The sequence below is a fragment of the Microbulbifer halophilus genome (assembly GCF_026183675.1).
Classification (GTDB): Bacteria; Pseudomonadota; Gammaproteobacteria; order Pseudomonadales; family Cellvibrionaceae; genus Microbulbifer; species Microbulbifer halophilus.
Genome location: NZ_JAPIVK010000008.1, coordinates 53,055 through 73,042, shown reverse-complemented (window position 1 = coordinate 73,042; position 19,988 = coordinate 53,055). Strand labels below are relative to the sequence as shown.

The window sequence follows — 19,988 nt, the reverse complement described above, 5'->3', positions numbered from 1 at the left end:
TGGAGGCACCGCGGGTTTGGGGCTTCGAGTCGGTCCTGGCGCCGGGGGCCTTCTGCTCGACAGCCTCATCGGCAATCGTCTCCCAGAAGGCCCCCGGCGTCAGGGCCTCGCCTCGCTGCAATCGGGCAGTTTGACGACTTTGCTCTTCAAAGTTTCAGAATTCGAGGCACCTGCTGCTGGCACTAGCCGGAGCGGGGTGCGTCTTGCTGGGACTGTCTGCGAGAGGGACCTCGCGGACAAGCCTCCAGAAATGGATTTACGGCGTGTCCCAGAAAGACGCACCCCGCTCCGGCTCCCAGAACAAAACCCGCCGTCCACCTTACACCGCCCCCAGCGTCAGCGGCGGCTCCTGCAGTGCCGACTGCTGCTCGCGCAGTGCCAGTATATGCTCGGCCCAGTAGCGCGGGCTATTGAACCACGGAAACGCCATCGGGAATGCCGGGTCCTGCCAGCGCCGCGCCAGCCAGGCGGCGTGATTCATCTGTCGCAGGCAGCGCAGCGGTTCGATCAGTTGCAGTTCCTGCGGATTGAAGCGGGAAAAGGTCTCGTAGCCCTCGATCACCGCGTCCAGGTAGGCGGTCCGGTCGACGCGGTCGCCGGAGAGCAGCATCCAGATATCCTGGATCGCGGGACCGGTCAGGCAGTCGTCCAGGTCGACGAACCAGGGGGTTTCGTAGCGCCAGAGGAAATTGCCGGCGTGGCAGTCGCCGTGCAGGCGCAGCGTCTGCCAGTCCTGCTCGAAGACGGGCTGGATGCGCTCGATGATATCCGCGGTGATGGTGTCGTAGGCCTCGCGGTTTTCCCGCGGCAGGAAGTCACCCCGCAGGATGAACTCGCGGCTGTCGATGGCGAAATGCTGCAGTGTCAGCGCCGGGCGGTATTCGAACGGGCGCGCACTGCCCACCGCGTGGATGCGCCCGAGCATGGTGCCCACCTGCTCCAGGTGTTCGAAGTTGTCCAGCTCCACCTGGCGGCCGCCGCGCCGCGGGAAGAGCGCAAAGCGGAAACCCTGGTGTTCCATCAGGGTGCGGCCGTCGAACGTCAGCGGCGCCACCACCGGGATCTCCGCCGCCGCCAGTTCCAGGGTGAAGCGGTGCTCCTCCAGGATCTGCTCGTCGCTCCAGCGGCCGGGGCGATAGAACTTCGCGATCAGCGGTTCACTGTCCTCGATGCCCACCTGGTAGACGCGATTTTCGTAGCTGTTCAGGGGAAAGATGCGCACGTCGCTGATCAGCCCGGTGCTTTCGACACAGTCGATAACGGTATCCGGGGTAAGGGCGTCGTAGGGGTGCTGACTCTGGGACATGGGGGATACCGGCTGCGTTATGGGCGATTATGCTAACGCGGCGACGGCGGCGGGGACAATCGGGGAGGATGGCGCGGCGGTCGCGATCCGGCGCGCCGACGAAAAACGGCGGTGTCGTTCGACACCGCCGTTCTCAGGGACCACAACCCGGTTGCGGCCCCGATCACATCCTGTGAGAGATGGGATTACTTGAGGTCGAAGCGGTCCAGGGTCATCACCTTGTTCCAGGCGTCGACAAAGTCCTGCACGAACTTGTCTTCACTGCCGTTCATGGCGTAGACCTCGGACACGGCGCGCAGTTCGGAGTTGGAGCCGAACACCAGGTCCACCGGGGTGGCGGTCCACTTCTTCTCGCCGCTTTCGCGGTCGTAACCCACGTAGAGGCCGTTTTCCTCGGAGGACTTGGACCACTTGGTGGACATGTCCAGCAGGTTGACGAAGAAGTCGTTGCTCAGGGTTCCCGGGCGATCGGTGAAGACACCGTTTCTGGAGTCGCCGCTGGTGGCACCCAGGCTGCGCATGCCGCCGACCAGTACGGTCATTTCCGGTACGCTCAGGGTCATCAGGTCCGCGCGGTCGATCAGCATGTCCACCGGCATCAGGTGGGCATCGCTGCTGTAGTAGTTGCGGAAACCGTCCGCCTTGCGCTCCAGGAAGGACATCGCCTGTACGTCGGTCTGCGCCCGGGTGGCGTCGTTGCGGCCCGGGGTGAAGGGCACCTCGATATCGTGGCCCGCATCGGCGGCGGCCTTCTCGATGGCGGCAGCACCACCCAGCACGATCAGGTCGGCCAGGGAGACTTTCTTGTCGCCGGAGGCGCTGTCGTTGAAGTCTTCCTGAATTTCCTCCAGCTCGTCCAGGACCCTGTCCAGCTCGCGCGGGTCGTTCACGGCCCAGTTTTTCTGCGGTGCCAGGCGGACGCGCGCGCCGTTGGCGCCGCCGCGCATGTCGGTACCGCGGAAGGTGGAGGCGGAAGCCCAGGCGGTGCGGACCAGCTCCGGTACGCTCAGGCCGGCATCCAGGATCTCTTCCTTCAGCTCGTCGACATCACCCTCGTCGATCAGGGTGTAATCCACTGCCGGGATCGGGTCCTGCCAGATCAGCTTCTCTGCCGGCACCTCGTCTCCCAGGTAGCGCGCCCGCGGACCCAGGTCGCGGTGGGTCAGCTTGAACCAGGCCTTGGCGAAGGCGAGCTGGAATTCGTCCGGGTTGTCGTGGAAGCGCTTGGCGATCTTCTGGTATTCCGGATCGAACTTCAGCGACAGGTCGGTGGTGAACATCATCGGCGCGTGGCGCTTGCCCTCGACGTGCGCGTCCGGCACGAATTTGGACTCCTCGGCATTCTCCGGCTCCCACTGGGTGTGGCCCGCCGGGCTCTCGGTTTTCACCCAGTCAAACGTAAACAGCCAGGTCAGGAACTCGGATGTCCACTTGGTGGGATTGGAGGACCAGGCCCCTTCCAGACCACTGGTCACAGTGTCTTCCGAATGGCCCTTGCCGCACTTGTTCTTCCAGCCCAGGCCCTGCTGCTCCAGACCGGCACCGGCAGGGGCGTCGCCCATGCAGTCACTGGCCTTGTGCGCGCCGTGCGCCTTGCCGAAGGTGTGACCGCCGGCGATCAGCGCCACGGTTTCCTCGTCGCTCATCGCCATGCGGCCAAAGGTCTGGCGAATGCGGTCGGCGGCCAGCTTCGGGTCCGGGTTGCCACCCGGACCTTCCGGATTGACGTAGATCAGGCCCAGCTGGGAAGCGGCCAGCGGCTTCTCCAGTTGGTCGTCGCCGGAGTAGCGCTTGTCCTGGCCCAGCCACTCGCGCTCGGAGCCCCAGTAGACGGTGTCGGCTTCCCATTCGTCCACGCGGCCACCGGCGTAGCCGAAGGTCTCGAAGCCCATGGATTCCAGTGCCACGTTGCCGGCCAGCACCATCAGGTCGCCCCAGGAGATCTTGTTGCCGTACTTCTGCTTCACCGGCCACAACAGGCGGCGCGCCTTGTCCAGGCTGACGTTGTCGGGCCAGCTGTTGAGCGGCTCGAAGCGCTGCTGGGCACCACCAGCGCCGCCGCGGCCGTCGTAGACGCGGTAGGTACCGGCACTGTGCCAGGCCATGCGGATGAAGAAGGGGCCGTAGTGACCGTAGTCGGCGGGCCACCAGTCCTGGGAGGTGGTCAGCACTTCCTCGATGTCTTTCTTGACCGCGTCCAGGTCCAGGCTGTTGAAGGCCGCTTCGTAATCGAAGTCATCTTCCAGCGGATTGGACTTCTCGGAATGCTGGCGCAGGGGTTGCAGGTCGAGCCTGTCGGGCCACCAGTCCTGATTGGACATGGGGGCGTCCGCGGCATCGACGTTGGCGGAGATGGCCACAGCCAGCGCCGCCGCTATCGGTAGTGTTTTCTTGAGCATTGGATTGCGTCCCTTAATGGTTTCGCTATTGAGCAGGTAAAGCCTATAGGGGCGCACAATGACGGGGAAATTAGACGTTATTATTGCCCTGATAGTAGAGAGCAATTCCTCTGTCGCCGAAAAAGTGAACAATTATACCAATGGGGGAGGGAGGTCTGCCCGCGACGGGTCCGGGCGCGAATGGCGCTTTCAGCATCTCTCAACGACCGGCCAGTGGGCTGCTTGTACAGTTCGGTAACAAAGGAACACAGCCAAACCGTTCAGATCAAGGCGAGAAAGCGCTGGAATAGCAGCGTTACTTCAACCTGAATCCGTGACTTCATGACGGCGCCGAGCGCAAGCTCTTGACGCCACAGCGAATTTTCCTCAGTCGGCCGTAGTCACCGATACGCCACTCCTTCGGAAAATCCACTGTGACGCCAATATCTTACGCTCTGCATCCGACCTGAAGTCACGGATTCAGGTTCAAGCTTTCTCAACGCAGAACCGGACGATTTGGCGAAGCGAACTGTTACCTAACTTTGCGAGCGGCCTACTAGTGCATCCCAGCCGGCCATGGCACAGTCGGCCACCGCCAGCAGTGCGCGTCGCGAAGCGCCGTCGCGGGCCTGTATCGACATGCCGTGCTGAACAGTGGCAAAGTAATTGGCGATGGCCCGGCAGCTGACTCGCGGCGCTATCTCGCCCTCGGATACGGCGCGTTTCAGGCGCCGTTCCAGTACCGCCACATTGCCGGCGCGCTCGGCTTTCAGGCGCTCGCTCACCGCGGCGTTGGCCCCCTCCATCTGCGGCGCCGCCAGCACGACCATGCAGCCCCGTAACCCCGGCCCCGCGGTGTAACTCCTGGCGGTGGATTTCAGCAGGTGCTCCATCGCCGCGCGGGCGCTCGGCGCCGTGTCTATTCCGTCCCAGATCTCCCGGCCCTCGCTGGCCACATAGAGCTCCAGGGCCTCGTTGAACAAGGCTTCCTTGCTGCCAAATGCGGCGTAGATACTGGGCGGCCTGAGCCCCATGGCTTCCGTCAAATCGGCCATTGAGGTGTTGTCAAAGCCCTTTCGCCAGAAGAGTTCCATCGCGCAGCGCAGCGCCTGCCGGCGATCGAAATTGCGCGGTCGTCCCCGTTCACCCATGACCTTCCTCCATCAATTCTGTAATGATCATTTAATAACCCACTTGACCCGAGATGGCAAGTCGCCCATATTATGTATCGATCACTACAAAATAGGAGATTGAACGATGCAACCACTAACGGGAAAAACGGCACTGGTAACCGGCGGCGGCCGCGGCATAGGCGCGGCCATTGCTCAGCGGTTGGCCGGAGACGGTGCCAGGGTCGCGATCACCTACAGCCAGTCGCGTGACGGCGCCGACACCCTGGTCCGCGAAATCGAGTCCGCCGGCGGCGAGGCGCTGGCACTGCGGGCCGATAACCGCGATGCGCAGGCGCTGGAAGCTGCGGTGGAGGAAGTGGCCGCGCGCTACGGCGCTATCGATATTCTCATCAACAACGCTGGTATCTTTCACACGGGCACTATCGATCAGCTGACGCTGGAAGATTTCGATCGCACCATGGATATCAATGTGCGCGCAGTATTCGGGGCCAGCAAGGCCGCGCTGCGGCATATGCCCGACGGCGGGCGCATTCTGACCATCGGCAGCAACCTGGCGCTGCAGGTGCCCTGGCCCGGTATCGGTCTCTATGCGATGAGCAAGGCGGCCCTGGTCGGATTTACCCGCGGCCTGGCGCGGGACCTGGGCGAGCGCCGGATCAACGTCAATGTGATCCATCCCGGTTCCACCGATACCGACATGAACCCGGCCGATGGCGAACTGTCCGATATGCAGCGCGGCACCATGGCGATACAACGCTACAACGAACCCTCGGATATCGCCGGCATGGTCGCGTGGCTGGCGGGCCCCGACGGGCGTTCGGTCACCGGCGCCGAGTTCACCATCGACGGCGGCAGTAACGCGTGACGGGACGCGGCGGTGCGGCAGTTCCCGCGCTTGCCATCGCCACCGCGGTGATTGCGACAGTGGAATTTGTCGCCATCGGGCTACTGCCGATACTGGCCGCCGACCTGGGCGTTTCCCTGTCCACGGCGGGCTGGCTGGTGTCCGGATTTGCCCTGGCAGCGGCACTGTTTGGCCCCGCCGCCACCCTGCTCAGCGAACACTGGCAACCGCGGAACCTGCTTGGGGCCTGCCTGCTGCTGTTCTGCCTGGGCAACCTGGCCGCGGCCGCCGCACCTTCCTTTCCACTACTGCTCGGTGTGCGCCTGGCACAGGGCACGGCATTGACGGTATTTATCGGCGTGGCCAGCAGTGCGGCCGCACAGGTGGCCGGTCGCGGCAACGCCGGCCGCGCCCTCGGTTGGGTGAACCTCGGTACAGTGGTCGCCACAGTCGCCATAGTTCCGGCGGGAGTGGCGGCGGCGGGTACCGTCGGTTGGCGGGCGGTATTTACCGCGCTGGGCGTTCTGGCAGCGCTGGCCGCTATCGCGGTGCGATCCAGCCTGCCGACCCTGGAACGACACGGCAGTGGCGCGGGTACAGGCGCTGTCGGCGTATTGCGCCGCCCCCGCTTTCTCGGCCACCTGCTGCTGTCCGCGTTGCTGTTTACCGCGATGTTTACCAGCTACAGTTATATCGCCGCGCTGGTGGTCCGCATCGGCGGCCTGCGCGAGCAGTTGCTGGCACCGGCGCTGCTGATTTTCGGCATCGCGGGTGTGTTGGGCAACTGGCTGGCGGCGCGGAGAGTGGAACAGTTGCCGACAACATTGACCGCACTGATCGCGGCGATACTGGCGGTAACGGTTGCGGCCCTGCCCCTCGCCTCCGGATCCGCGCTCGCCACATTCCTTCTGGTCGCCGTCTGGGGTGCAGCACACACCGCGGCTTTCGTCACCTGCCAGGTGCGGGTCATGCTGGCGGCACCGGATGCGGACGCCTTTGCCGCTTCACTGAATATATCCCTCTGTAACCTGGGCATCGCCGGTGGTGCCCTACTCGGGGGGCAGGTGATTGCGCACACACAGATCGCGCTGCTCGGGCCCGCCACGGCGGCGGTCGGCGCCGCAGCGCTACTCGCAGCGCTGCTCCTGTGTGGCCGCGAACCAGCCGGGACAGGGCAGACTCAGGCAGGCTCCGATATTTCGCGTTGCATTTCACCGGAATAGCGGCTCTCCGACTTCAAGCGGCGCAGGTAGCCGTGCAGCAACTCTGCATCCAGCCCGTGCAACATCAGGCGAAAACCGGCCTGCAGTGTCGTGTGCGGCACCATCGGGTGGCGGTTGCTGACCAGCGACAGGGCCATGCCGTCGTTCAACAGCTTGCCGATATAGATGGAGACGGTTTCGTCCAGCTGCAGGGAATTGCTGGCGCGCCAGAAGTCGTGGTCGGACAGGAAGAGCGCGTAGAGCGGCGTGTACATCTCGATCGCGGTCTGCAGGTCGAGCACATTGGTGACGTGGTTCCCGCCCGCATCCAGCTCGAATTCGCCGTCGGTAATGGCGGAGAAATCCAGCCGGTCGGCGGCGTCGATATCGCGGTCGTCGCGGCGCAACTGTTCGTTCAGCTCGGCGATAAAATTGTAGATATTCAGGTCGTGGATCAGGAAGGTGTCCTGCAGCAGATCCTCGAGGTTGCGCGGGCGCAGAGGCCGGGTGCTGTCTATTTTTACCTCGCGGACATTGTCGGCGATAAACTGCAGCATCTCGGTGCCGATATGGAAATGGCGCAGTATCAGGTAGTTGGCATCGCGGCGGACGAAATACTTGAGGCCCCAGTAGATGGTTCTGTGCAGCAGCCGCGACGAATTCCAGCGCTCGGGAATGACGATGCGCAGCAGCTGCACCAGCACGATACTGAGCCGCGCCAGCGGCCGCACCACCGGCAGCAGCAGGCGGCGCGACCAGGTGTTGTTGCCGGCCAGCAGTGCCTTCTTGGCCGGCTCGTGGATCGGCAGACTGCGGTCCAGGTAGAGCGCCAGCCAGGGGTTGGGGTCGCGGCGGTCGATGCGTTCGTTTTCGAAATCACTGTTCCAGCTCATGCCAGTCTCTCAATTCAGTGGTTCAGGTTTAGAAATCCACGAGGTCAGCCGGTAGCACTAGCTGGAGCGGGGTGCGCCTTTCCGGGACTGTCTGCGAGAGGGACCTCGCAGACAAGCCTACAGGGACGTATTAACGGCGTGTCCCGGAAAGGCGCACCCCGCTCCAGCTCCCGGAACTAATCCCGCGCTGCGTTAGTAGTTCCCCAACTCTTCCAATTGCAACAGATAGAGCCGCCCGGTCACCCGCGCCGTCTCCAGTATCCGCTCCGCCAGGCCGTCGACCTGCAACACGCCCGACTCCAGCACCTCCTGCAGTTCTCCCAGGTGGTCTTCGTCATGCTCGGCGTGATAACGATAAAATGAAACCTGGCCGGGCTCGAGCCCCAGATGTTGTTGCAGGGCGCGGGCAAAAATTCCGGCGAAGTGCTTGCCCAAGCCCTCGATGATAAACATGGCTCCCAGCAGGTCCAGCGGATCGGGCCGGCCGGCGCACTGGAACATCCAGGCGGACAGCGCCCGGGAACCGATATTCTGGCGGCCGCGGCGCAGCGCCGCGATATCGCCGCCCGCGGATTCATAGTCCCGCTCTAGCATTTCGTAGTCGCGGTGCTCGGTGCGCGCGTGCTCGAGAAAACGCGATCGCAGCTCCAGGTGCTCGCGACCGATGGACGAGACCGCGCAGGCAATCCAGCGGGAGCCGTCGAGCACCTGCTGGTAGTGATCGTGCAGCAACAGCCGGTAGTCCTCCAGCCGCAGGGCGCCGCGCAGCCCCCGGGCAATGATCGGCACCTTTACCAGGCGACCCTCGAAATCCGCCCAGGTCTTGCCGAGTTCGCGGATCACCGCTGTGGATTCGTTTTCTACAACTTCCATATCTCTACCTTTTTGTTCTCACTTCGAGGGGCGGAGCCCGCGGCAACGACAGAGACGGGTGCACTTGCCCCGCCTGTAAAGCCGCCGCTACACCACCGTCAGCCCCATAAACGAGGCCAGGCAACGACCGCTCTCCGGTACGAAACACAGTATGCGATCGCCCCGCTGCAACTTTTCCTCCCGCAGCAGCCGGTCGATCAGCAGAAAAACCGAAGCGGAGCCCACATTCCCGACTTCCCGCTGGTGGTTGCGCCAGCGCTCCTCCGGAATCATTGCGGCGGAGCGGGTCAGCAGTGTCTTCATCCGCTCGCCCAGGGAACGGGCCGAGTAGTGCGGCAGGAAGTAGCGGATATCCCGCGGCGACAGATTGTGCTTGTCCAGCACCTCGAGGAAATACCCCATCCACACCGGGAACATCTGCTCCAGCAGGTCGAAATCCTGCCGCAGGATGATGGCACCGCGTTCGTAGGCGGCGCCGGGCGAGCCGTAGTGGGACCAGGGACGGGAGTCCTCCGGGCCGCTGCCGAAGGCGCCGGCGTACATGCAAGTGGGGAAGCGGTCGGCAAAGGATTTCTGTTCGATCCAGTCGATTTTCAGGCAGGGGCGATCCGGATCCGGTTCGTCCTCCAGTACCAGTGCACCGGCACCGTCCGACAGGGTCCAGCGCAGGAATTCGTACTGCAGCGCCTCATCCATGTCCATGCTGGAGAAATCCAGCGCGCGGTAGAAATCCGGCTGGAACCAGCGGCTGGAAAACTCGCTGCCGCTAGCGGCGGCGACGCGGTGCTCACCGGCGCGGATATTCAGCCAGGCGGACTTGATCGCCATCATGCTGCTGCCGCAGACACTCTGGTGGGAACTGATCTCCAGCGGGGTGCCGCCCAGCGGAGTGCCGCCCAACTCTCCATGCACACTGCTGGCGATACCCGGTACCAGCAGGTCGGCCTGGGTGGTGCTGCAGGCGAGGTATTGCAGTTGCGCCGGATCGCGCCGGGCACTGTCGCAGGCCGCCTCTACCGCACGGGCGGCCATCTGCGCGTTGGTAAAGCGGTAATTGCCGTCGGCATCGATGGCGTAGTGGCGCGTGCGGATGCCGTTCTGGCGCAGTGTCAGCGCCTTGAGCTTGCGGCTGTGCTCACCGAGCAGGCCGATGCGCGATTCCATCTCGCGATTGCCCACCGGTGCACCGGGTAAAAAGCTGCCGCTCCCGGTGATAAAGACTTCCTGCATGAATCCGTTGCCCAGTTGTTATTCTGAGCCGGCATCTTATCACTTCAGCGCCAGCTCTACCGCGGCGCGCGCATGAATCTCGGCGGTATCGAACAGCGGTATTGGCACATCCTCCGGCCGCAACAGCAGGCCAATCTCCGTGCAGCCGAGCACCACGGCTTCGGCGCCGGCGTCCTGCAGCCGGGCGACGATATCGCGGAACTCACGCCGGGACGCCTCCGTCACAGTACCGCGGCAGAGCTCCTCGAAAATAACCCGGTGCACCAGCGCGCGATCGATCTCTCCCGGTACATCCACCGCAATACCGTGCTTCTCCAGCAGCCGCCCGCGGTAGAAATCCTGTTCCATGGTAAACGCGGTCCCCAACAGGCCGACCCGCCGGATACCCGCCTGCTCGATGACCGCCGCAGTGGCATCGGCGATATGCAGCAGCGGTAGCGGCACCGCCGCTTCAATCGTCGGCGCCACCTTGTGCATGGTGTTGGTACACAGCACGAGAAAGTCGGCCCCACCGGCGGCCAGGGACTCGGCCGCGGCCGCCAGCAACTCGCCGGCCTGCCGCCACTGGCCGTTGCGCTGCAGCGGCTCGATATCGGCGAAGTCGATACTGTTCAGCAGCAGGCGCGCCGAGTGCAGGCCACCGAGTTTTTCGCGTACGGTTTCGTTGATGAGGCGGTAGTAGACTTGGGTGGATTCCCAGCTCATGCCGCCGAGCAGGCCGATAGTTTTCACGATGTATTACAGGTCTCCGGGCGTGTGACAGACAACCTCTATGTTATGCCCATCCGGGTCCCGCACGAAAGCCGCGTAATAGTGTTCGTGGTATTCCGGGCGCTCGGCGGGCGCGCCATTGTCCGTGCCACCGGCTTCCAGCGCCGCCCTGTGAAACGCGTCCACGGTTTTCCGGTCGTCGGCGCGAAAGGCGAGGTGCAGGTTCGGCGCCGTGCTCTTGCCGCCCTTGATCCAGAAATTCGGTTTGCCGGCCCAGCCGAAACCGGCCCAGTCGTCGTATTCCAGAATCAGTTCGTAGTCGAGCGGCGCCAGCGCCAGGCGGTAGAACTCCTTGCTGCGCTCGTAACTGTGAATATGAATTCCGATATGGTCCAGCATTGCGATATCCGTTCAGTTGCGTTCGGGTCCAGAATGTATGCGCGCCACCGCGGCGAGGAGACTGTCGATCGGCCACAGGGTGCCCCGATACAGCCCGCTACAAAGTGACTCCCTTCAGTGTAGCGGCCGGCCCTGGCGCTAATCGACAATGGCGCGCCACTGTGCCAGCTTCTGCGGGACAGTGAGCGCGGCGTGGGCAGGACTGGTGGACGGCAGCCGCAGCGTCGGGATGGCAGCGAGCGACGACGGCAACTCCGGCAGCACGTGGCGCCTGTACATCTGCTCCGCCCTGGCGCCGTTGAAGTAGATATTCTGTACCTGCGGGTGGCGGGCGAGGAAACCGCCAAAATCGTTCGGCACGATCGACGATTCGACAATCGCCGAATCGAGGCTGCCGGAACGGGTACAGGCCTGCAGCACATCCCACAGCGCGATACGGTTTGCCCGCAGTTGGTCGCAGCGCTGCGCATAGCCGAGGTCGCTGTCGAATCCCAGCAGTTCGGCAAGGATCCGCCAGAAGGCGTTGCGCGGGTGGGCGTAGTACTGCCCGGCGCGCAGCGAGGCGACACCGGGCATGGAGCCGAGCACCAGCCGTGTGGCGTCGGCGGCGGCGATGGGGGCGAAGCTGTGGACACGGGTCACGGGCGGCACCAGTCTCGCTGTAGCAGGCCGAACAGCAGCGCGTCCTGAATTTCGCCGAGGTGGAAATAGCACTCGCGCCGCAACCCCTCGCGCTGGAAACCGAGTTTCTCCAGCACGCGGATCGATGCGCTGTTGCGCGGGTCCACATCGGCGCCGAGTCGGTGGAGCTTCAGCCTGCCGAACGCGAAATCGATCACCGCCGGCACGGCGCGCAGTACCAATCCCCGGCCCCAGTGCTGTCGGCCAAGTGCAAAGCCAATCTCCGCACAGCGGTTGTCGCGGTCGATCGCGGCCAGGGTGCAGGTGCCGACAATCTGTCCGGCTCGCTCTATTCCCCATTGGTAGAGGCTGCCCTCGAGAAACCCCTCGCGGATCGACTGCAGGTAGCATTCCGACGCGGCGCGCGTATCCAGCGGTTCGGTGGCCATATAGCGCACCACGTCGCGATCCGAGAAGATGGACTCGAGCGCCGGCAGGTCCCGCCCGATCAGCCACCGCAATTGCAGACCTTCGCCCTCCAGGGACGGCAGTCGCGCACCCAGCTCGTCCGGGTTCACGACGGCATGCTCCACTGGTAGAGGCCGTAGGCGGCGACGCCGGTACCGAAAAGAAACTGCGCGATCAGCAGGGTGCGAATCGCGAAGGTATAGCGGGCCAGGGTACCGCGGCAGTCCCTGTCGCGGGTAAACAGGCGGCTCTCTTCCGGCAGCTCCTGCTCGAGCTGTTTCAGGCCCGGTGTGGCCAGGCTCAGCAATTGGCGGCTGCGGGCGTCCACCAGCCAGAAGACCGCACAGAGGATGACCACGAAACCGCCCAGCAGCGCCAGGCTCAGCGGATGAAAGCCCTTCTCCACCGCGGTGAATATGCCGCCTTCCGCGAACATCGACAGCACCACAAAAAAGTTGAAGCCCTTGAGGCGCTGTTCCGCATTGAAGCGATAGTGCTCCCACAGGTACGAACGCTGATGCAAATTCCTTTCTCCCCACTGTCGGTCATCAACCGCCCCGATACCAGTCGGACCTGTGCAGGCGATAGACAAAGCAGTCATCATCGCCGAACTGGCGACGCTCGACAAACCGGAATCCCAGGCGCTCATAGAATCTGTGGGCGCGGACATTGCTTGCCAGCGGGTCGATCAGTACCGCGGTGACTTCCGGCGGAGCGAAACATTTCTGCAGCGCCAGTGTCATCATGCGGGTACCGTAGCCGCGCCCCAGGTCGCCCGCCTCACCGATCCAGATATCGATCGCACGCAGGTTGTCCGGCACAGAGCCCCAGTAATGGCTGTCTTCCCGCGCCGGATCGATAATCTGCACAAAACCGATCGGACGACCGTCCAGCTCGGCGATCAGCTGTTCACGCCAATCCGGTTGGCGACTCAGCTCTTGTTCCCACCCCCAATCGTCATTCGGGTCGGCAGCGATTACGTGGGGCTGCCGATCCCAGTGGCGCAGCAGGCCCAGGTCGGCGGGGGTGGCGGAACGGAGAATCATACTTTCCCAGATCATTTACATTGCTGCACCTGGGTCGCACGCCCAGTCTGCGGTTTTTTGACCAGCACTCATTGTAAACCGAGCCCCGACATTATTGTTGTCGATATCCTTCCAGGCACCAGTCGAGTGCCTCTTCGATGAACACATCGCCGCGGGGTTCAAACTCTCGCGGTTCCTCGAAGACGCCGATCAGGAAATAGGTCTCGCCGGCCCATTGCCCTCCCTGGTACGAAAGCGGCGTCCCGCAGTCCCTGCAGAAACCGCGCCGCACGCCCTTCGAACTGCGATAGAAGGCCGGTGGTGAAAGCCATTCGACCTGCTCATCGTCGAACCCCACCCAGGTGGCAAAGGCACCGCCGGTGGTGCGGCGGCAGCTGCCGCAGTGGCAGCGCTCGACAATCTTCGGCTCGCCGCTGGCTGCAAAGCGCACAGCGCCGCAGTGGCAACCGCCGCTGCAGATTTCAGTAGTCACAGATTACTTCCCCGAGTTGTTGCGGTTGGCAGTCCGGCAGATTCGCGGCCAGTGCCCGAAAGCTGCCGGCGCGATCAAGAGCCTCAACCACCACGGGCAGCGGCTCCGGCCAGATTCCGGGCAGATCCGCTTCGCCGTCGGCGGCGATGGAAAACGCCAGTTTTTCCTGCGGCGGCCGGAATTCGGCCGCTATTTCCCCCCGATTGCCGCGCGGATCCACACGGTACCAGCCGTACCGCTCGAGGTAGATCGCGTTCAGTCCATGCAGGCAGAAGCCGCCGCTGTCGAGCCGCAGCCGCTGGTAACACAGGCCGGCGGGAATACCGTTGGCGCGCAGCAGCGCCGCGAGCAGATGGCTTTTGGCGTAGCAGAAGCCGGTCGCGTGTTGCAGGACATCGGAGGCGCGGCAGGTCACCGGGTTTTCCCGGGCATCCCAGCTGTGGCGGATTTCGTCGCGGACGAATTCGAAGCAGCGGCGGGCGATCACCTCGTCGTCGCTGCTACCGGAAGACAGTTCCGTCGCTTTCGAGCACACGGCCTCCTCCCGACAGTCGATATGCTCGCTGGATTCCAGATAGGCCCGGGTCACTCCGCCGTCTCCATGACACTGTCCTCGGAACCGGGAAACGCTTCGTACTGCGGCAGGTCGTCGTCGATTTCGTACCAGGGGGATTTGGAGCCAACGAAGAAGTGCCCTTCCACCTTGTTGTTCGGGTTCTGGTCCAGCCCGCCGAGGGGAATGCCGACTTTATCCGGTCTGTCGTCGTAGGTGCTGATCAGGTTGGAGCCGCAGATGGAGCAGAAACTTTTGACGTTGTTTTCCGAGGAGTGGTAACGGGACAGGTGCTCCTCGCCCTTCAGCCATTTGAACTGGCTGCTTTTGATCGTGGCGCGGGTGCGGAAGGCGGCACCGTGCCAGCGGCGACACTTGGAGCAGTGGCAGTTGAAGATGGGCCCCAGTTCGCCGGCGATCTCGTATTCGATAGCCTCGCAGAGGCATTTCCCCGTCAGTTTTTGCATTGCGGCCTCCTTTATCGCAATTCGTGGCAATGCCTTTTATACAGGGCTCGAGGGTAAATATACAGATCGGGAGGAGCGGGCGCGGCTTCGCCGCGGTTCGCCTGCAAGTGGGCTCCTACAGGTCGACCAGAGGGATAGAGAAAGGGCGAACACGAGGTTCGCCCCTACGGTTGGTCTTTCGGCGGTGCGCTATCAGCAATTGGCGCGGTGCTCGATCAGTTCTTCGACCACCGACGGATCCGCCAACGTGGAGGTATCGCCGAGACTGTCCAGCTCGTTGCCGGCGATCTTGCGCAGGATGCGGCGCATGATCTTGCCGGAGCGGGTCTTCGGCAGGCCCGGGGCCCACTGGATGATATCCGGCTTGGCGATGGAGCCGATTTCCTTCACGCACAGGTCGATCAGTTCCTGCCGCAGTTCCTCGTTGGGCTCGTGGCCGGCTTTCAGGGTCACGTAGGCGTAGATACCCTGGCCCTTGATATCGTGCGGATAGCCGACCACGGCCGCCTCGGCGGTGTCGTCGTGCAGGACTATGGCGCTCTCGATCTCGGCGGTGCCGAGGCGGTGGCCAGAGACATTCAGCACATCGTCCATTCGGCCGGTGATCCAGTAGTAACCGTCCGCATCGCGGCGGGCGCCGTCGCCGGTAAAGTAGTAGCCCGGATAGGCGCTGAAGTAGGTGTCGATCATCCGCTGGTGGTCGCCGTAGACGCTGCGGATCATGCTCGGCCAACTGGCTTTCATCACCAGCGCGCCCGCGCCCTCGCCATCGATTTCCCGCCCCTGATCATCCATCAGTGCGGGTTGCACGCCGAAGAAGGGCTTGGTGGCGGAACCGGCTTTCATGTCGATGGCGCCGGGCAGCGGCGTGATCAGGTGGGCGCCGGTCTCGGTCTGCCACCAGGTGTCGATGATCGGGCAGCGCTCTTCGCCGACGACTTTGTAGTACCACTCCCAGGCCTCGGGGTTGATCGGCTCGCCCACGGTGCCCAGCAGTTTCAGGGAGCTGCGATCGGTTTTGGTGACAAACTCGTCGCCGGCGCCCATTAACGCGCGGATGGCGGTGGGGGCGGTGTAGAAGCTGTTCACCTTGTGCTTCTCCACCACTTGCCAGCAGCGGGAGGCGTCGGGATAGGTGGGCACACCCTCGAATATCAGCGAGATGGCGCCGGTGGACAGGGGACCGTAGACGATGTAGCTGTGGCCGGTGATCCAGCCGACGTCGGCGGTACACCAGAAGATATCGCCCTCCTTGTAGTCGAAGGCGTATTTGAAGGTCATGGTGCACATCAGCAGATAGCCGGCGGTGGTGTGCAGCACGCCCTTGGGTTTGCCGGTGGAGCCGGAAGTGTAGAGGATAAACAGTGGATCCTCGGCGTTCATCGGTTCCGGCGCACAGTCGCTGCTCTGTTCGGCGACGGACTCCGCGTACCAGATATCGCGCTCGCCGTTCCAGCCCACATCGGCGCCGGTGCGCTTGACCACGATGGCGGTGTGCACGTTCGGGCAATCCGCCAGCGCCTTGTCCACATTGGCCTTGAGCGGCACCGTCTTGCCGCCGCGCACCCCCTCGTCGGCGGTGATCACCAGGCGGCAGTCGGAGTCGAGGATACGGTCCCTGAGGGAACCGGGGGAGAAGCCGCCGAAGACCACCGAGTGCACAGCGCCGATACGTGCGCAGGCGAGCATGGCGTAGGCGGCTTCGGGAATCATGGGCATGTAGATGCAGACGCGATCGCCCTTTTTTACGCCGCGTTCTTTCAGCAGGTTGGCCAGGCGGCAGACCTGCTCGTGCAGTTCGCTGTAGGTAATGTTCTTGCTGTCGGCGGGGTCGTCACCCTCCCAGATAAGCGCGGTCTGCTCCGCGCGGGCCGGCAGGTGGCGGTCGATGCAGTTGACGGCAACATTCAGCTCGCCGTCGGCAAACCAGGCGGTATGGCCCTTCTTGAGATCTTCCTCGACCACCCTGGTAAAGGGTTTCTCCCACTGCAGGAAATCCTGGGCCTGCCGGGACCAGAAGGCTTCCGGATTCTCGATCGACTCGCGGTAGAGTTTTTCGTAGTCCCCGGCGTCGATATGCGCCCTGGAGGCAAATTCGGCGGGTACGGGGTGAATGTGGACTTCTGACATCGTTTTCTCCCTTATTAGAATTATCTGGCGACCGGGCTGGCGCCGCGGTCAAACCTTGGGGCCAGTTATAACATTGGCGCCAGATAAATGACAACGCTGTCAACAGGCGTTTCCCTTCATGATAGCCCGGTCCCCGCGGGCTTTCACACCCGCGGGGATTATTTGGCGCCGATCAGGCCCTGCAGGTGGGCGACGACGCTGCGGCCCAGTGCGCTCAGTGCATAGCCGCCTTCCAGGGCGGAGACGATGCGGTCGTCGGCGTGCCGGTCGGCAACTTCCCTGAGTCTGTCGGTCACCCAGCGGTAGTCGTCCTCGATGAAGTGCAGCTGGGCCATATCGTCCTCGCGGTGGCCGTCGAAACCGGCGGAGACGAACAGCATCTGTGGGCGGAATTCCTCCAGCGCCGGCAGCCAGGTTTCCTCGACGACGCGGCGCAGTTCGGCGCCGCCGGCACCCGCCTCCAGCGGCGAGTTGACAACATTGCCCGGCAGTTCACCAGTGCCGCTGAACGGATAGAAGGGGGACTGGAAGCTGGAGCAGAGCAGGTAGCCATCGCGCCCTTTGACGAAGTCCTCTGTGCCGTTGCCGTGGTGCACGTCGAAATCGACAATCGCGACCCTTTCCAGTCCGTAGTGTTCGCGGGCATGGGCGGCGGCGATGGCGATATTGTTGAACAGGCAGAAGCCCATGGCTTTGTCCCGCTCGGCGTGGTGGCCCGGCGGGCGCACGGCGCAGAAGGCGGACGGCACTTCGCCGGCCATCACCCGGTCCACCGCTGATACGGCGGCGCCGGCGGCGTGCAGGGCGGCGTTCAGCGAGCCGGGGTTCATGCAGGTGTCCGGGTCCAGCCGCTCGATGCCCGCTCGCGGCGCGCGCTCGAAGATCGACGCGACATAGTCCGGATCGTGTACCAGTTCCAGTTGTTCGCGGCTGGCTGCGGGCGCGTCGAAGTGGCGCAGCACAAAGTCGATACCGCTGGAGAGCAGTTGATCGCAAATCGCGTCGAGGCGCGCCGGGCACTCCGGGTGCTCGTCGCCCATATCGTGGCCGGCGCAGGTGGGGCTGGTTATAAATCCGATGGACATATTTTTATTCCTCGTTCGATAACACAGACAATAGCCCGGATGGAGCGCAGCGAAATCCGGGAACCCTGGATTCCAGCGCTGCGCACCTGCATCTAGGCTACGGGCCTTAGCTTACCCGGGGGCGGCCCTGCTACCGGGAGCACCTTGTGGGACACGCCATAAATCCATCCCTAGAGGCTTGTCTGCGAGGTCCCTCTCGCAGACAGTCCCACAAGGTGCTCCCGGCATCAGGGCCTTTGCATCAATATTGCGGCTTCGATCAAACCGCCCCTCTCGGTACGGTGGCCCGATCTCAGGAGGAGTCAGCCGATTCCAGATCGAGTACCAGATACACCTCATCCAACTCGCTACCGGACGCGGGCTGAAAACCGCAGTTCTCAAACACCGCCAGCATCGGGCGATTGTCCCGGCGCACACAGGCGAACATTCTGGCAATACCGCGCCTGCGCGCAATCGCTTCCATCTCCCGCAACAGCGTGGTGGCGATGCCGCGGCCGCGGCGGCTTTCCTTGATCACGAAGGCCACCTCGCAGTTGTTGTCCGCTTCATTCAGGTAGTAGCGGCCCACGCCCTGAATCACCTCGGCGGCGCCGTCGCGGTCGGTAAAGCACAGGGCCAGGTCGCGCCGCTGGTCCACACTCACCAGGCTGCAGGATTTCTCCCGCGACATCTGCGTTACATGGTGGTTGTAACGCATCATCAGGGTTTCCTTGTTGTGGGTGTAGAAAAACTCCTGCAGCCGCCGTTCGTCCGCGGGCCGCAGCGGGCGCAGGGTGTAGCGGATGCCGCGGAAGGTGAAATACTTTTCCTCCACCGGTCCCAGCTCCGGCACAGACGTGGGCGCCTGCTCCTGGTATTCGGGTACCCAGTAGAACTGGCGCACTTCGTTCAGCAGTTCGCGGCGAAATTTCGGGTGCGCAATGCGGATCAGTTCCAGCGCGCGCTCGCGAATGCTTTTTCCGTGCAGCGAGGCGATGCCGTATTCGGTCACCACGTAGTGCACATGGCCGCGTGAGGTCACCACGCCGCCGCCAGGGGCCAGCGTGGGCACGATACGCGAGCGACTGCCGTCGCGGGTGGTGGACGGCAGTGCGATCACCGGCCGGCCGCCGCGACTCAGTGCGGCGCCGCGGATAAAGTCCACTTGGCCACCGATACCGCTGTAGAACTTGCGGCCAATGGAATCGGACACCACCTGCCCGCTCAGGTCCACCTCGATGGCGCCGTTGATCGACACCATCTTGTCGTTGCGGGCGATGCGGGTGGGTGAATTGACGTGCTCGGCCGGGTAGAACTCGATATGCGGGTTGCCGTCGACAAAGTCGTACATGGCGCGGGTGCCGATACAGAAACTGGTGACCACCTTGCCGCGGTGAAAGGTTTTCTTGCGGTTGTTGATGACGCCGCTGTGCATCAGCTCGATGATGCCGTCGGAAATCACCTCGCTGTGCACTCCCAGGTCGCGGTGGTTTCCCAGGTAGCGCAATACCGCCGCCGACACCCGGCCCACGCCCAGCTGCAGCGTAGCTCCGTTTTCTATCAGCAGCGATACATACTGACCTATCTGCTCGGTGACCGGATCCAGTTCCGGTAGCGGCCGCTCCGGCAGTTCCTCGGTTTTTTCCGCCCAGGCATCGATCTGGTCCACGTGGATAAAACTGTGGCCGCAGGTGCGCGGCATACACGGGTTCACCTGGGCCACCACCACGCGCGCGGCGCGCACCGCCGCGGAGACCACATCGACGCTGACGCCGAGGGAGCAGTATCCGAACTCGTCCGGCGGGCTGACCATCACCAGCGCCGCGTCCAGTGGCAGCAGGTGCTCGCGGAACAGTTGCGGAATTTCCGACAGAAAGCAGGGCGTGTAGTCGGCGCGGCCTTCAGCGATGGCCTCGCGCACATTGGCGCCGCCGATAAACAGCGCATTGACCTTGAACAGCTCGCTGTAGCGGCGCTCGGCCCAGACATTGTCCGACAGCGTCTGGATATGGGTCACTTCGATATCGTGCAGGCCGCGGCTGTGGGCGATCAGGTCGGCTATCAGCGCATTGGGGACGGCGGCGTTGGAACCGATAAAGATCCAGTTGCCGGATTTCAGCAGATCGCCCCAGGCCAGCACCGCGCCGGTTTTGGGGCTGGTTAGCATGGTGGAGCCTTTCGATTGAACCCCGACAGGA

General features: G+C 63.5%; 20 protein-coding genes. 2 read left to right on the top strand and 18 right to left on the bottom strand.

Annotated features, from left to right (window positions below; genetic code table 11):
• Window positions 1-319: 319 nt before the first annotated feature.
• The 3 genes from OQE62_RS05920 to OQE62_RS05910 form a co-directional block, all read right to left on the bottom strand.
• Window positions 320-1,306 carry a serine/threonine protein kinase gene (locus OQE62_RS05920; RefSeq protein ID WP_265721078.1) on the bottom strand — a complete coding sequence of 329 codons (987 nt, stop codon included), beginning with the start codon at window positions 1,304-1,306 and terminating at the stop codon, window positions 320-322.
• Window positions 1,307-1,491: 185 nt separating this feature from the next.
• Entirely contained in the window at window positions 1,492-3,705 is a 2,214-nt protein-coding gene (gene katG, locus OQE62_RS05915; protein ID WP_265721077.1) for a catalase/peroxidase HPI, read from the bottom strand.
• A gap of 515 nt (window positions 3,706-4,220) precedes the next feature.
• Window positions 4,221-4,835, bottom strand: a complete 615-nt coding sequence (locus tag OQE62_RS05910) for a TetR/AcrR family transcriptional regulator (protein WP_265721076.1) — start codon at window positions 4,833-4,835, stop codon at window positions 4,221-4,223.
• 106 nt (window positions 4,836-4,941) lie between these two features.
• Here OQE62_RS05910 and OQE62_RS05905 point away from each other — a divergent pair, with 106 nt between their 5' ends.
• Both OQE62_RS05905 and OQE62_RS05900 read left to right on the top strand, forming a co-directional pair.
• On the top strand, window positions 4,942-5,682 hold the full coding sequence (locus OQE62_RS05905; RefSeq protein WP_265721075.1) for an SDR family NAD(P)-dependent oxidoreductase: 741 nt from the start codon (window positions 4,942-4,944) through the stop codon (window positions 5,680-5,682).
• Window positions 5,679-6,884, top strand: a complete 1,206-nt coding sequence (locus tag OQE62_RS05900) for an MFS transporter (RefSeq protein ID WP_265721074.1) — start codon at window positions 5,679-5,681, stop codon at window positions 6,882-6,884. The genes OQE62_RS05905 and OQE62_RS05900 overlap by 4 nt, the downstream gene beginning before the upstream one ends.
• Here the strand turns inward: OQE62_RS05900 and OQE62_RS05895 are convergent.
• The 15 genes from OQE62_RS05895 to OQE62_RS05825 form a co-directional block, all read right to left on the bottom strand.
• On the bottom strand, window positions 6,842-7,756 hold the full coding sequence (locus tag OQE62_RS05895) for a DUF6999 family protein (RefSeq protein ID WP_265721073.1): 915 nt from the start codon (window positions 7,754-7,756) through the stop codon (window positions 6,842-6,844). The two genes, OQE62_RS05900 and OQE62_RS05895, sit on opposite strands and share 43 nt — an antisense overlap.
• A 192-nt stretch (window positions 7,757-7,948) precedes the next feature.
• Entirely contained in the window at window positions 7,949-8,629 is a 681-nt protein-coding gene (locus tag OQE62_RS05890) for an iron-containing redox enzyme family protein (protein WP_265721072.1), read from the bottom strand.
• Window positions 8,630-8,716: 87 nt separating this feature from the next.
• Window positions 8,717-9,859 carry a 3-oxoacyl-[acyl-carrier-protein] synthase III C-terminal domain-containing protein gene (locus OQE62_RS05885; protein ID WP_265721071.1) on the bottom strand — a complete coding sequence of 381 codons (1,143 nt, stop codon included), beginning with the start codon at window positions 9,857-9,859 and terminating at the stop codon, window positions 8,717-8,719.
• A 39-nt stretch (window positions 9,860-9,898) separates the two neighbouring features.
• Complete coding sequence (locus OQE62_RS05880; protein WP_265721070.1) at window positions 9,899-10,591, bottom strand: aspartate/glutamate racemase family protein; 693 nt, start codon at window positions 10,589-10,591, stop codon at window positions 9,899-9,901.
• A 6-nt stretch (window positions 10,592-10,597) separates the two neighbouring features.
• The gene (locus OQE62_RS05875) at window positions 10,598-10,969 is read right to left on the bottom strand and encodes a VOC family protein (RefSeq protein ID WP_265721069.1); all 372 of its coding nucleotides are present in this window, start codon (window positions 10,967-10,969) and stop codon (window positions 10,598-10,600) included.
• Between the two features lie 138 nt (window positions 10,970-11,107).
• Window positions 11,108-11,611, bottom strand: coding sequence for a DNA-deoxyinosine glycosylase (locus OQE62_RS05870; RefSeq protein ID WP_265721068.1), 504 nt, complete (start codon window positions 11,609-11,611; stop codon window positions 11,108-11,110).
• Window positions 11,608-12,168, bottom strand: coding sequence for a GNAT family N-acetyltransferase (locus tag OQE62_RS05865; protein ID WP_265721067.1), 561 nt, complete (start codon window positions 12,166-12,168; stop codon window positions 11,608-11,610). The genes OQE62_RS05870 and OQE62_RS05865 overlap by 4 nt, the downstream gene beginning before the upstream one ends.
• A complete protein-coding gene (locus OQE62_RS05860; protein ID WP_265721066.1) occupies window positions 12,165-12,581 on the bottom strand; it encodes a RipA family octameric membrane protein in 417 nt (138 codons plus the stop codon). Before OQE62_RS05860 ends, OQE62_RS05865 begins: the two co-directional genes overlap by 4 nt.
• Window positions 12,582-12,606: 25 nt before the next feature.
• Window positions 12,607-13,104: a GNAT family N-acetyltransferase gene (locus tag OQE62_RS05855; RefSeq protein ID WP_265721065.1), complete on the bottom strand. Its 498-nt coding sequence runs from the start codon at window positions 13,102-13,104 to the stop codon at window positions 12,607-12,609.
• Window positions 13,105-13,195: 91 nt separating this feature from the next.
• Window positions 13,196-13,576 (bottom strand): GFA family protein, encoded by a 381-nt coding sequence (locus OQE62_RS05850; RefSeq protein ID WP_265721064.1) that lies wholly within the window; start codon window positions 13,574-13,576, stop codon window positions 13,196-13,198.
• On the bottom strand, window positions 13,566-14,165 hold the full coding sequence (locus OQE62_RS05845; RefSeq protein ID WP_265721063.1) for a transglutaminase-like domain-containing protein: 600 nt from the start codon (window positions 14,163-14,165) through the stop codon (window positions 13,566-13,568). The genes OQE62_RS05850 and OQE62_RS05845 overlap by 11 nt, the downstream gene beginning before the upstream one ends.
• Window positions 14,162-14,596 (bottom strand): GFA family protein, encoded by a 435-nt coding sequence (locus tag OQE62_RS05840; protein WP_265721062.1) that lies wholly within the window; start codon window positions 14,594-14,596, stop codon window positions 14,162-14,164. The genes OQE62_RS05845 and OQE62_RS05840 overlap by 4 nt, the downstream gene beginning before the upstream one ends.
• 192 nt (window positions 14,597-14,788) lie before the next feature.
• Window positions 14,789-16,726, bottom strand: a complete 1,938-nt coding sequence (acs, locus tag OQE62_RS05835; RefSeq protein WP_265721061.1) for an acetate--CoA ligase — start codon at window positions 16,724-16,726, stop codon at window positions 14,789-14,791.
• A 158-nt stretch (window positions 16,727-16,884) separates the two neighbouring features.
• Window positions 16,885-17,811, bottom strand: a complete 927-nt coding sequence (locus OQE62_RS05830) for a histone deacetylase family protein (protein ID WP_265721060.1) — start codon at window positions 17,809-17,811, stop codon at window positions 16,885-16,887.
• A 292-nt stretch (window positions 17,812-18,103) separates the two neighbouring features.
• Window positions 18,104-19,957, bottom strand: a complete 1,854-nt coding sequence (locus OQE62_RS05825; RefSeq protein WP_265721059.1) for a bifunctional acetyl-CoA hydrolase/transferase family protein/GNAT family N-acetyltransferase — start codon at window positions 19,955-19,957, stop codon at window positions 18,104-18,106.
• Window positions 19,958-19,988 lie beyond the last annotated feature (31 nt).